The sequence below is a fragment of the Nocardioides silvaticus genome (assembly GCF_003160695.1).
GTDB lineage: Bacteria > Actinomycetota > Actinomycetes > Propionibacteriales > Nocardioidaceae > Nocardioides > Nocardioides silvaticus.
The window spans coordinates 1-11,696 of the sequence record NZ_QGDD01000012.1; the positions used below are offsets into that span (position 1 = coordinate 1).

General features: G+C 70.8%; 11 protein-coding genes. 4 read left to right on the top strand and 7 right to left on the bottom strand.

The annotated features are described in order from the left end of the window. Positions 1–259 precede the first annotated feature (259 nt). The 7 genes from DJ010_RS20355 to DJ010_RS20375 form a co-directional block, all read right to left on the bottom strand. Positions 260–508 carry a hypothetical protein gene (locus DJ010_RS20355; protein ID WP_109697254.1) on the bottom strand — a complete coding sequence of 83 codons (249 nt, stop codon included), beginning with the start codon at positions 506–508 and terminating at the stop codon, positions 260–262. Beyond that, entirely contained in the window at positions 505–837 is a 333-nt protein-coding gene (locus DJ010_RS21865) for a hypothetical protein (RefSeq protein ID WP_146207412.1), read from the bottom strand. The genes DJ010_RS20355 and DJ010_RS21865 overlap by 4 nt, the downstream gene beginning before the upstream one ends. 175 nt (positions 838–1,012) lie before the next feature. Next, positions 1,013–2,059: a hypothetical protein gene (locus DJ010_RS20360; protein WP_109697256.1), complete on the bottom strand. Its 1,047-nt coding sequence runs from the start codon at positions 2,057–2,059 to the stop codon at positions 1,013–1,015. Next, entirely contained in the window at positions 2,056–2,703 is a 648-nt protein-coding gene (locus DJ010_RS20365) for a hypothetical protein (protein WP_146207413.1), read from the bottom strand. The genes DJ010_RS20360 and DJ010_RS20365 overlap by 4 nt, the downstream gene beginning before the upstream one ends. After that, entirely contained in the window at positions 2,696–2,845 is a 150-nt protein-coding gene (locus tag DJ010_RS22185; RefSeq protein ID WP_158283083.1) for a hypothetical protein, read from the bottom strand. Before DJ010_RS22185 ends, DJ010_RS20365 begins: the two co-directional genes overlap by 8 nt. Next, positions 2,842–3,066, bottom strand: coding sequence for a helix-turn-helix domain-containing protein (locus DJ010_RS20370; RefSeq protein WP_109697260.1), 225 nt, complete (start codon positions 3,064–3,066; stop codon positions 2,842–2,844). Before DJ010_RS20370 ends, DJ010_RS22185 begins: the two co-directional genes overlap by 4 nt. 232 nt (positions 3,067–3,298) lie before the next feature. Continuing rightward, positions 3,299–5,599, bottom strand: a complete 2,301-nt coding sequence (locus tag DJ010_RS20375; RefSeq protein ID WP_109697263.1) for a recombinase family protein — start codon at positions 5,597–5,599, stop codon at positions 3,299–3,301. Between the two features lie 495 nt (positions 5,600–6,094). Between DJ010_RS20375 and DJ010_RS20380 the strand changes: the two genes are divergently transcribed. Genes DJ010_RS20380 through DJ010_RS20395 form a run of 4 tightly spaced genes read left to right on the top strand, consistent with a single transcriptional unit; the run spans position 6,095 to position 11,595 of the window. After that, positions 6,095–8,590 carry a DNA gyrase/topoisomerase IV subunit A gene (locus DJ010_RS20380; protein ID WP_109697265.1) on the top strand — a complete coding sequence of 832 codons (2,496 nt, stop codon included), beginning with the start codon at positions 6,095–6,097 and terminating at the stop codon, positions 8,588–8,590. A 4-nt stretch (positions 8,591–8,594) separates the two neighbouring features. Beyond that, positions 8,595–9,344 (top strand): LppX_LprAFG lipoprotein, encoded by a 750-nt coding sequence (locus DJ010_RS20385; RefSeq protein WP_109697267.1) that lies wholly within the window; start codon positions 8,595–8,597, stop codon positions 9,342–9,344. Continuing rightward, the gene (locus DJ010_RS20390) at positions 9,341–11,089 is read left to right on the top strand and encodes an MFS transporter (protein WP_109697268.1); all 1,749 of its coding nucleotides are present in this window, start codon (positions 9,341–9,343) and stop codon (positions 11,087–11,089) included. Before DJ010_RS20385 ends, DJ010_RS20390 begins: the two co-directional genes overlap by 4 nt. Before the next feature lie 11 nt (positions 11,090–11,100). After that, positions 11,101–11,595: a beta-class carbonic anhydrase gene (locus tag DJ010_RS20395; RefSeq protein WP_109697270.1), complete on the top strand. Its 495-nt coding sequence runs from the start codon at positions 11,101–11,103 to the stop codon at positions 11,593–11,595. Positions 11,596–11,696: the final 101 nt, after the last annotated feature.

Below are 11,696 nucleotides of genomic sequence, written 5' to 3' on the forward strand. Positions count from 1 at the left end.
GGCCCGCGCATGCCAGTAGAGAGCCACACGGACAAGCCGTGGGCAGCCGCATTGAGAGCCACGGACCGGACGCCTAGACCGAGCCTCGCCAGGCACCGGTCCTGGGGTCAATGAAACAAGTAGCCGCGTCGCGTGCGCGATGGGGGGTGGGTGCTAAGGGGGGTACGGGTCGCTCCCGGGAGAGTGACCCGGAGCCGTCGGACGCCGTGGCGTGACCGCCCTACCCCCGGACGGGTCCTGGGGGTCGGGTCGCCGTGGCCTACCCCTCGTCCTTGTTGTCCTCGTGGCGCGGGCAGTGCAGCTCGTGGTCTTCCTCGACACCCCAGCCGTCACCACCCATGGGAACGAGGTGTGTCACGACGTTGCAGTGCGGGCACCTGATCGTCCTGGCGAGTCCAGCGGCTTCGACGGCGTGGAGGTACGACGAGGGGTTGTCGAGGCGGTGGCCGGTGGTGTGCACGTTCGACTCGTTGCGGGCCAGCCGCTGGGAGTCGGTTTCGGTGGTCATGCGGTTCTCCTTCGGGCGTTGCTGTTGTGGTGGTGGTGGCAGCGGTCGCCGGGACGGGTGACGGGGAAGCGGCAGGGCTGACCGGTGGTCGTTGTGAGCGCACCACAGGTCGGGTAGTCGTAGGTGCTGCTGCCGACCCGGTGCCAGCCCAACGGCAGCGGCCCGTCCTGCTCATGGGGCGCGCAGTCCGCACAGATGCAGCCGGTAGGCTCACCGGGTTGGGGCGACAAGAGCCAGCAGGTTTCACCGCCGTCCGGGCCAACGCACACGCTGGCTGCCCAGCCGTTGTCGAGGTCTACGGTTCGGCTGGGGTCGATCTGGCTGCTCATTGCGGCACCTCGGTCCACTTGGCGCGGGTGGTGTGGACCTTCACCTGGTATCCGGCACGGCGTAGCGCGGCGGCTCGGAGGTGGGCGGACCAGGAGCGCACATAGAACCGATGGGCTGGCGCGCCCCCGGCCCGGTGCCACCGGATCACCCACACCTGCGGCCAGATGGGGCCGCTCATGTGTCCCACCCCCTGCCGGTTGTGCCGTTGGCCAGCACCTCGGCCACGCGCCCGGGCTCCAGGCGCTCCACGACGTATGCCTGGAACAGCCGCAGGGTGGGCACGCTGGTGTTGGTGTGCGACCGCTTGCACACCTGCTCGGCGATGGCCTGGGCCACCAGCGTCAGGTGTGGGTCGCTGCATCGGATGGGCTGCTGCTCCAGGTACGCCCGCACCCCCGGGCGCATCCCCAGTTGGTACACCTTCGGGTCGTGGGGCCGGGGAGCAACGGATTGGCACTGGTCGCAGACGAACATGCCATCGGCCCGGTTCATCAGGCCCCCCGGGGTGCCGTGGGGGCACGGCGGACCACTTGGCTTCAGGTCGGCGAACTGTGGTGCGCTCTCGGTTGTCGGCCGGTCGGCGTCGGCGGGCGGCGCAGCGGGGGTGTGCCGCCGAGCGGAGCGAGGAGGCGGCGCACCCTTAGCGGAGCCGCCCTTTCCCCGACCCTCCCTCCCCTCCCTTTGGGTCGGGTCGGGTCGGGTCGGGTCGAGGGGTCGAGACACCGCCGTTGTCCGCGCTGGACTCTTGCGTTGTCCACGCCGGACTTTGGTCTTGTCCGCGGTGGACGTTAGTTCGCCCTTACTTGTCGGTGATCCGCTCGCAGCCGTACGGGCTCCCCGGCACTTCTCTGGGTCGCACAGCGCGTGATCCCCGGCGTTGTGCTGGCGCTGCCGCCGCTTGTCGGCGGCCCACCTGTCCCGGGTGCGCTCGGCGTCCTCCCGACTGATCTGGTCGGCTAGGTAATCCACGATCTGGTAGCCGTCGTCGGTGGCGGCCCAGAAGCCTGCGTGCACCAGCTTGCTGGCGGCTACCTCGGCATCGTCCGGGGCTACACCGAGGGTGAGCGCTACCCGTCGCACTCGGGCCGCTCCGATCACACCATCGGTGAGTTGCTGGTCGCTGTAGCAGAGCGCGGCGATGTGGACAGCGAGGGCGAGGTGACCGGCGTCGAGCCAACGGTCATCCTCGGCGAAGGTGTTGCGCAACTTGATCCACGTCACGACGGGCCACCGTCCCCGGCGAGCCGGTCACGAACGGTTGCCAGCCTCTCGATGAACTCCTCCAGTTCTCCGGCGTGGTGCGCCAGGCCTTCCCGGTTGGCCCGGAAGCGGTCGTCTTCGGTGTGGCGTTCGTACCGCTCCACCACCTTCCGCAGCTCCCACTGGTTGGCGCGCCACTGGTCGGTGAGCGGACGGCGGCGCGGCTTGGGGATCGGCGGCGTGGGGTCCGGCCTCGGGTACGACTTGCCGTCGATGCCGACCACACGACCAGGTGATGCATCGTGAATCACCTGGGTCTGGAGGTCGCGCACGACGGTCGGCTGGCTGACCCCGGTGACCGAGGCGATGGCCCTGGTGGACATGCCGGTCGCGGACAGCGCAAGCGCCACGGTCAGGCGCTCGGCACCTCGCAGGTGGGCCAGCGCGTCACCGAACCGATCGGCGACGTAGGCGGGCCAACTGTCGTACCCGAGCGCCTGGTGCGCCTCGCCGTCGCGGGCCTGCTCGATCAGGTCAACCACTGCGTCGATGTTGTCCGCGATCGTCTCCAGGCGCAGCGCGATCCGCTGGGTGACCCGCTCGGCGTCCTCCCTCGTCAGCGGCGGTCGCACGGAGGTCTCGCTCACCTGTCCGGTCTCAGTCACGTTCCTCACCCCCAGCGGGGGGCAGCGGCAGCAGCCGAGCCAGCACAGCGCACAGTTCCAGGCTCGGTGGCGGCGCTGCGTCGGCGACCCGCTGGGCGAACTGCTCGCGGGTCTCACCGGGGCGGATCCGGAGGATGGTCATCGCGCACCGCCGTGCTGCTGGCCGGCGGGCGGGATGGGCGTGAGGAGCGCGTCGATCTCGTTGCGATCCACCACGATGATCCGGGGCCCGGCCCGGAAGCCGGTCAGACGACCATCGTCGATCCAGCGGCGGATCGTCTTCGGTGCGACACCGAGGTACTCGGCGGCGCTGGGGATCGACTCGAAACGGCGGCCAGTGTTGGCCGAGGGTGAAGAGGACACTGTTGGTCTCCCGCAGAGTTGTTGACTCTGCGGTGCAGGTGGCCACCCTCACCGCCGGGAGCCGCGTGCTCCTCGACCGAAACCGGGATCACGGACCTCGGGCAACCATCCCGATTCGTTCCCGCCACCCTTCGGCGGAACCAGGGTCCGGAGCGCGCTGGACGCTCAGCGACCATGTAACCGTTTCCTGCAATGTCCGGTCAAGGGGCGTCTCGCGCTCCGGGAGTAGGCCTCAGTCGGCCTTCGCCCACGCCACTCGGTCCCTTGCCGGGATGCGCCGGGAGCCGGAGCCCGGCGGCCGACGGTCCACCCGCAACTGCCCCAGGTGCTCGGGTGTGAGCAGCAGACGGGCTACCTGGCGTCGGGTCGTTGGGTCGGCCGCCTGCCAACGGGCCCGGGCACCCGGACCCGGCTGGAACAGGCCGCGCAGCACCGAGGGGGTGCTGAGGTCGCGCTCTTCGGCTTCCAACCCCTCCACCCGCTGCAACAGGCGCGGCTCGACCACGGCCAGGTTCGCCACCGACAGCCGCCCGGCAGCCACACCTTCACGAAGGGCACGCAGTTCTCCCCGGGCCACCGTCAGGTCGGCGCGCACGGCCCGCAGCTTGGTTCCATCGGTCTCGGCGGCGGCCATGCCCTGAAAGGCGTCCTTGCGTGACAGGAATCCCAGCAGCACCTCCTCGGCCAGCGCGTCCAGCTCGCCCTTGTCGATCCTCACGTGCCCACCCTGATGGCACTGGTACTGGTCGCTGCCACGACGGTAGGTCACCACCAACGGCCCCTCGCACACGTCGCAGACGGCGGTGAACGACAGCAAGTGCCGCGCCTTCCCGGCCCGGTGGACCGGGCGGGTGGAGCGCCTGGACTCGCCCTCCAAGGTGGAGCGCACCGTCAGGTAGGTGGCCTCCGGCACCAGCGGCTCCCAGGTGCCCTGCACCTTGCCGTCCAAGCACCAGCGCGGCTGGTCCGGGCTCGTCCTGTGTGTGCGCCAGCCTGCGTACGTCGGCGACATCAGTATGTCGCGCAGCAGCCGGGCGGTGATGACCTTGCCCTTGCGGGTGGCGACGCCCCGGCCCTCGAAGTCTTTGGCGATGGCGTACAAGGACTCCCCGCCCAGGAACCTGTCGTAGGCCTCCCGCACCACGGGGGCTTCCTCGGGGTGCGGCTCCTGGCTGACCAGCCGCCGCGTCACCGGGTCGTAGATCCGCTGGTAGCCGTACGGCGTCGGCCCGTGCGGCAGACCCGCCTCAGCGTTGGCGGCCACCGCCCGCATCACCCGGTCGGAGACCTTGGAGGACTCGTACTCGGAGTCGTTGGCGTCCTCGTACAGGCTGCGCCGGTCCCGCCCGTTCGACGGGTCGTACACACGGCGGTGCGCAGTCACGAAGATGCTCACCCTCGCCGCCTCGCAGGCCTCGACCAGTCGTGCCCACTCCGACACCTTGCGCGACCCCCGGGAGGGCTCCCACAGCCACAACTCGTTGGCGTCGAAGCGGCCCTGCTCCAGGTCGTCTAGCAGCCGGGCGAATGCATCGCGGGTCTTGGTGCCGTAGCGGGACGCGGACATGGGCTTGTCCCGGTAGGGCTCGGCGAGGGTGACGCCGCGTGCAGCGGCAGCTCGCTCGTTGTCGGCGTGCTGCTCCTCGATGGAGCGCTCACGCTTGGACTTGTCCTGGCTGACGCGCAGGTACTCCCGGGCGGTGAGGGTGTCGGCGGCGGTGGCGGTCATGCTGGCATGGTACCAACACCGGGGTTTATGGAGGGCGCAGAAGGCGTGGCCGAGGCGGCGGGGGTAGGGGATGCGGTCCTCCTCCCCACCCGCGGCATGCTCGGCCTTCCTAGGGCTGGTGAAGGCGTCGAGGTAGGTGCGCAGACGGTGGGCGTCGAGGTCGGGCAGGACACCGGTCAGGCGGGTGGTGCCGTCCCCGATCGGTTTGAACACCAGTCGGCACTTCTCCCGCGCGCGGCGCTCTTCGTCCTCGAGGCGTTTGGCTTCCTCTGCCTCGGCGATGTCGGGGGCGACGATCTCCAGGATCCGCCGGCCGAGGCGTCGGAGGTCGCGGGGACGGAAGTCCTTGCAGTAGTCGACCAGCTGCTGCTCAGCCTTGGCCACGAGCTCGGGGTCGAGGTCCTTGGGCAATGCATCGAGCGCGTGCACGACGACCTGTGCTTGGTCGGCGGAGACGGATCCATCGGCCATGCCGGCGGCGACCTTCGACCACCTGCGGTCGAGTGCTTCGGCGAGGCAAGCGTCGGCGCGGCCGTGGTTGAAGTCGGTCAGGGTCAGGGTGGAGAGCCAGGCGCCGAGGTCACGGGCACCGGCACGGGACGCGGTGTCCTGGGCTGCTGCCACCACCCGTAGCCGTGCCTCGGCCACCATCGCTTCGAGCTCGGCGAGCTCACGGACCGCTGTTTCCTGGTCGGCCGGGGACATGAACACCGGCTGGACGTCGCGGACGTCCTTGAACGCGGCCTTCGCGGTCGCGGCGGCAGCACGGATCGGGTGCGGTGCCGGCGTGAGGTGAGCGACCATCGCAGACCCTTCCCGAGAGATCCTGCGTCTATCATACACCAGTTCGACTCAACATGGAACAGCAACGTATTACGAATTGCCGCAAAGTGCGGTGGCTTCCCGGGTTGCGGGGTCTCGATACGTCCTCGCGCCAGAGCGCTCGGACTACTCGACCACCGGGTGCGCTCGGACTACTCGACCACCAAGGACGTCCGCAAGCCGGCGGCGGCGCGCAACCACCCGCCCCCTCCCCTCCCGTCCAAAGCCCTTTTGGTCGCCACCACCCGCAGCCCTGAAGGCCGCAGGGATCTCACCGCGTCTCGATACGCCCTCGCCTAGCGGCTCGGGCTACTCGACGACCGAAGGCGGCTCGGGCTACTCGACGACCGAGGGGCGCCAGAGCGCTCGGCCAACCCGACGACCGAAGACGCTCGGGCTACTCGACGACCGAGGTCGACGACCGCTGCGCGGCGAGCCCTCCGCCAGCCCGTCGAGGGGTGCGGAGAGAATGAGGCCATGGCACGGCGTACGACGAAGCAGGACCTCCCGGACGACTTCGAGGAGCACATCCTCGACACCGACATCAGGGACGAGATGCAGTCGTCGTTCCTCGAGTACGCCTACTCGGTCATCTACTCCCGGGCGCTCCCGGACGCCCGCGACGGGTTGAAGCCGGTGCAGCGCCGGATCCTCTACACGATGAACGACATGGGGCTGCGGCCCGACCGCGGCCACAGCAAGTGCGCACGCGTCGTCGGCGAGGTCATGGGTCGGCTGCACCCGCACGGCGACGGGGCGATCTACGACGCCCTCGTCCGCACCGCGCAGCCGTGGGCGATGCGGTTGACGATGGTCGACGGCCACGGGAACTTCGGCTCCCCCGGTGGCGACGACCCGCCGGCGGCGATGCGGTACACCGAGTGCCGGATGGCGCCGGCCGCGGTGGCGATGACGGACTCGATCGACGAGGACACGGTCGACTTCCGACCGAACTACGACAGCCGCGAGATGGAGCCGTCGGTGCTGCCGGCGGCAATCCCCAACCTCGTCGTCAACGGCACGACCGGCATCGCGGTCGGCATGGCGACCAACATGGCGCCGCACAACCTGGTCGAGGTGGTCCAGGCATTGCGGCACCTCATCAAGCACCCGGGCACCGACGTCGACGGACTGATGCGGTTCATCCCCGGCCCCGACCTGCCGACCGGCGGCAAGATCGTCGGCCTCGACGGCATCCGCGACGCGTACCTGACCGGTCGCGGCACGTTCCGGATGCGCGCGACGGCCCGCGTCGAGACCGTCGGTCGCCGCAAGGGCATCGTGGTGACCGAGCTCCCCTACGGCATCGGCACCGAGAAGGTCGTCGAGCGCATCAAGACCCTCGTCCAGGGCAAGAAGCTCCAGGGCGTCGCCGACCTCAAGGACCTCACCGACCGCCAGAATGGCCTGCGTCTGGTCATCGAGGTCAAGAACGGTTTCGTCCCCGAGGCACTGCTGGAGCAGCTCTACAAGCTGACGCCGATGGAGGACACCTTCGGCATCAACAACGTCGCGCTGGTCGACGGCCAGCCGCGGACGTTGGGCCTCAAGGAGCTGCTGACGGTCTTCCTCGACCACCGCTACGACGTCGTACGGCGACGCTCCCGCTTCCGTCTCGGCAAGAAGGCCGACCGGCTGCACCTCGTCGACGGCCTGCTGATCGCGTTGCTCGACATCGACGAGGTCATCCAGGTGATCCGCACCAGCGACGACTCGGCGGCGGCCAAGGAGCGACTGATGTCGGTCTTCGATCTCTCGCAGGCACAGGCGGAGTACATCCTCGAGATGCAGCTGCGGCGCCTGACCCGGTTCTCCCGGATCGAGCTGGAGAAGGAGCAGGAGACGCTCCGCCGCGAGATCGAGGAGCTCGAGGCGATCCTCGCCGACGAGGAGCTGCTCAAGAAGGTGGTGAGCGAGGAGCTCGCCGAGGTCGCGAAGACGTTCGGAACGCCCCGCCGGACGGTGCTCCTCGAGTCCGCCGGCACCGCGGTGACCGCGGCCGCCGCTCCCCTCGAGGTGCCCGACGACCCGTGCTTCGCCTATCTCTCCTCCAGCGGCCTGGTCGCCCGGTCGACGACGGTCGAGGACCCGGGCTCGGGCGGTGACCGCGCCAACCACGACGTCATCGTGTCCGCCGTCCGCACCACCGCCCGCGGCGAGATCGGCCTCCTCACCTCGGGCGGACGTCTGGTCAAGGTCGGCGTGCTCGACCTCCCGGCGATCCCGCCGAGCGCCAACGAGCCCAACCTCCAGGGCGGGCTCCCGCTGAGCGCCCTCATCGACCTCCCCGCGGGTGAGCGGCCGCTCGCCCTCACCTCGCTCAGCACCGAAGGGCCTGGCCTGGCCCTCGGCACCCGGCAGGGCGTGGTCAAGCGGGTCAACCCCGAGGTTCTCGGCAAGGACGAGTGGGACGTGATCGGCCTGAAGGACGGGGACGAGGTCGTAGGCGCCGTCGAGCTCAGGACCGGGGAGGAGGAGCTCTGCTTCGTCACCTCCGACGCCCAGCTGCTCCACTTCTCGGCCTCGGGCGTGCGCCCGCAGGGTCGCTCGGGCGGCGGCATGGCCGGCGTGCGGGTCGCCGCCGGCGAACGGGTCGTCTGGTTCGGCGCGGTCTCGACCGGCTCGACCACCGGGGGCTCGACCTCCGACGGACCGGCCGCGGTCCTCGTCACCGCCTCCGGGTCGTCCACCGCGCTCCCGGGCACCGAGCCGGGCGCCGTCAAGGTCACCGACTTCGCCGAGTACCCGAGCAAGGGCCGTGCCACCGGAGGCGTCCGCTGCCACCGGTTCCTGAAGGGCGAGGACTCGCTCGTCTTCGCCTGGGCCGGTCCTGCGCCGGCTCGCGGAGCAGCCGCGAGCGGGGCGCCGGTCGACCTGCCGGAGGCCACCGGCCGCCGCGACGGGTCCGGCGTGCCCGGCAGCCAGCCGCTGGCGGCCTGCGCCGGGCCGTTGACCGCCTCTGTGTCAGGGTGACGCCATGACTCTCCCGCTCCGCACCATCGCTGCGGCCGTCCTCGTCGGTGGACTCACCGTCGTGTCCGTCGCCGCCTGCTCCGGCGGCGACGACCCGGTCACCGAGAACAAGGAGCTCGACGACGACGGCGACGGCGACGTCTCCCCCGAGGAGATCCTGGCTGCGGCCAAACAGAAGCTCGATGAGACCAGCGGCGTCGAGGTCAGCCTCGGCACCGACGACGAGCCGGACGACGGCGACTACCTCCGCGAGGCCGAGGGAACCATCATCGCCGAGCCCGCGGCGTTCGAGGGCGAGGTCACCGGCCGGGTGATGGGCGTCAACGCGTCCGACATCGGCGTCGTGTCGGTCGACGGCGACGTCTTCGTCGAGGTGCCGGTGCTCGGTTGGCAGACGTACGACCCGACCGAGTTCTGCGCGCCCGACCCGGCCCAGCTGCTCGACCCCGAGACCGGCGTCTCGCCGATCCTCACCGCGACCGAGAACCTCGAGGCGGGCGAGAGCGAGCTCGGCGGCGAGGACAACGACGAGACGCTGACTCCGTTCACCGGCACCGTGCCCGGCGACACCGTGCGCAACATCCTGCCCTGCGCCGAGGGCGACGACTTCGACGCGACCTACCGGATCGACGCCGACGGCCGGCTCACCGACGCCGAGATCACTGGTGAGTTCTTCTCCGGCATGGACGCGATCACCTACACCATCGAGGTGCAGGAGTACGACGTCGAGAAGGACATCACGGCCCCCGAATGAGCGAGAGGGCACCCGACCGGCGGTCCCGGCTGCTGCTCGGCTTCTGCGCGGCCGCGGTCGCCTTCGCCGCCGTCGACACCTACGTCGTCGTGCTCGCGCTGCCCGACATGATGGCGGCCGTCAGCATCCCGGTCGACGAGCTCCAGCGGGCGGCGCCGATCGTCTCGGGCTTCCTGCTCGGCTACGTCGCCATGCTCCCCCTCATCGGCCGCATCGCCGACCTGCGCGGCCAGGTCCCGGTGGTCGCGGCGTCCCTCGCGATGTTCGCGGTCGGCTCGCTGGTGACCGCCGCCTCCTACGACCTCACCACGATGGTGATCGGCCGGTTCCTCCAGGGCGCCGGCGGCGGCGGACTGGTGCCGGCCACGATGGCGCTCGTCGCCGCCCTCTACCCGGTCGAGCAGCGCGGGCTCCCGCTCGGCGTCGTCTCCGGCGTCCAGGAGATCGGCAGCGTGGTCGGCCCGCTCTTCGGCGCCCTCGTCCTCTCCTTCGGCTCCTGGCGCACGATCTTCGCGATCAACCTGGCGGTCGGCCTGCTGCTCGTGGTCGCCGTCAAGGCGCTGTGGCGCTCGCCGGGTCCCGACACGTCCGCGCCTGGCGGCTCGAGCCACGCGACCACTGAGGGACGGCGGCCCGACCTGCTGGGCGCCCTCGCGCTGGTCGTGCTGGTCGGCGCCGGTCTGCTCGTCTTCGCCCAGCCGACCGACCTGAAGCGCGACCTGACTTGGGGCCAGCTCTTCATCCCGTACGCCGACGGCGGGAGCCGCTGGATCACGCCCATCGGCCTGGTGGCGATCGGGGCGTTGGTGGTGCTGGCGCTGCGGTGCGCGTTCGCGCGCCGGCCGATCGTCGACGTGCGGGGCTGGCTCCGCGCGGCCGTCGACGCCGACCTCGTGGGAGCGACCCTCCTCGCTGTCGCCCTGGGCGGCGTCGTCCTCGCCTTCGCCAGTGCCGACCCCGAGGTGGCGGTGTTCAACCCGAAGGGCGGCTGGTACCTGCTCGGCGCCGCTCTCGCCGCCGCGGCGTTCGTCGTCCACCTGTTCCGCGCCGACGCGCCCCTCATCCCCCGCGCGACGCTGGCGCCGGTGCCGGCCTGGGGCTCGCTCGTCGTCAGCTTCCTCGTCGGCTGGGCGCTCATCGCCGCGCTCGTCGACATCCCGCTGTTCGCCCGTACGACGACCTACCGCGAGTCCCAGCTCGGGGCGGCGCTCGTGCTGCTCCGCTTCCTCGTCGCCCTGCCCGTCGGAGCGATCGTCGGCGGCTACCTCATCCGCCGGCTCCCGGCGGGGGTGATCACCGCCGTCGGCATGCTGCTCGCCGCCGGCGGCTTCCTCTGGATGGCGCAGTGGGGCGAGACCAGCCTCGACGGCTTCGCCTCCAACGTCCCCCTCGTCCTCGGCGGGCTCGGGTTCGGGCTGGCGCTTGCGCCGGTCAACGCGGCCATCCTGTCGGCCACCGCGGACGACACCCACGGCCTCGCCAGCGCGCTGGTCGTGGTCGCCCGGATGGTCGGCATGCTGGTCGGGATCTCGGTGCTGACCACGTGGGGGCTTCACCAGCTCCACGCCGAGCACGAGAAGAACCCCGACCTGGGCCTGGTCGACCTCGCGATCGTCCAGGAGCAGTCCGTCTTCACGGGCGCGGCGGTCGCGGCGCTGCTCGCCGCAGTGCTCGCCCTCGTGCTGTTCCGCCGGGCGCCCACTCGCGGGCTGGACACGGCCGAGGTGCTGCGCACCGGCGGATAAACTGGGCGGCCATGGACAACTTCGACGACCTCCTGGCCGCCAACCGCGACTTCGCGGTCGACTTCGACCTCGGTGGCTTCGACGGCGTCGCCCATGCCGGGCTCGCGATCGTGACCTGCATGGACTCCCGCATCGACCCGCTCGGGATGGTCGGCCTCAAGGCCGGCGACGCGAAGATCTTCCGCAACCCCGGCGCCCGCGCCGACCCGGCCGCACTCGAGGCGCTCGTCCTCAGCGTCCACCTGCTCCGGGTCGACCGGATCATGCTGGTGCCGCACACCCGGTGCGCCGTCGCCTCCTCCTCCGAGGCCGAGCTGCGCGCGCGCATCGCCGAGTCCGCCGGGCAGGACGCCTCCTGGCAGCCGATCCACGTGATCGAGGACCAGGCGCGCGCCCTCGCCGAGGACGTGCACAAGGTGCGCTCGCACCCGTTGATCCCCGAGAGCGTGAAGGTCGGCGGCTTCCTCTACGACGTCGACACCGGACTCCTGAGCCAGAAGATCTGACCGTGCGGACCCGGCGGGGCTCTCGTTACGGTGTTGTCAGATCTGAAAGCCTTGCCGTCCAGGCACCTGCTCGGCGCTGCGGCACCCCCGTAGCCTGATCC

What these genes read in the sequence shown, in the direction of transcription:
- DJ010_RS20395 (WP_109697270.1), top strand. Translation starts at nt 11,101, where the DNA reads ATGGACAACTTCGACGACCTCCTGGCCGCCAACCGCGACTTCGCGGTC.
- DJ010_RS22185 (WP_158283083.1), bottom strand. Translation starts at nt 2,845, where the DNA reads ATGACCATCCTCCGGATCCGCCCCGGTGAGACCCGCGAGCAGTTCGCC.
- DJ010_RS20355 (WP_109697254.1), bottom strand. Translation starts at nt 508, where the DNA reads ATGACCACCGAAACCGACTCCCAGCGGCTGGCCCGCAACGAGTCGAAC.
- DJ010_RS21865 (WP_146207412.1), bottom strand. Translation starts at nt 837, where the DNA reads ATGAGCAGCCAGATCGACCCCAGCCGAACCGTAGACCTCGACAACGGC.
- DJ010_RS20385 (WP_109697267.1), top strand. Translation starts at nt 8,595, where the DNA reads ATGACTCTCCCGCTCCGCACCATCGCTGCGGCCGTCCTCGTCGGTGGA.
- DJ010_RS20380 (WP_109697265.1), top strand. Translation starts at nt 6,095, where the DNA reads ATGGCACGGCGTACGACGAAGCAGGACCTCCCGGACGACTTCGAGGAG.
- DJ010_RS20390 (WP_109697268.1), top strand. Translation starts at nt 9,341, where the DNA reads ATGAGCGAGAGGGCACCCGACCGGCGGTCCCGGCTGCTGCTCGGCTTC.
- DJ010_RS20375 (WP_109697263.1), bottom strand. Translation starts at nt 5,599, where the DNA reads ATGGTCGCTCACCTCACGCCGGCACCGCACCCGATCCGTGCTGCCGCC.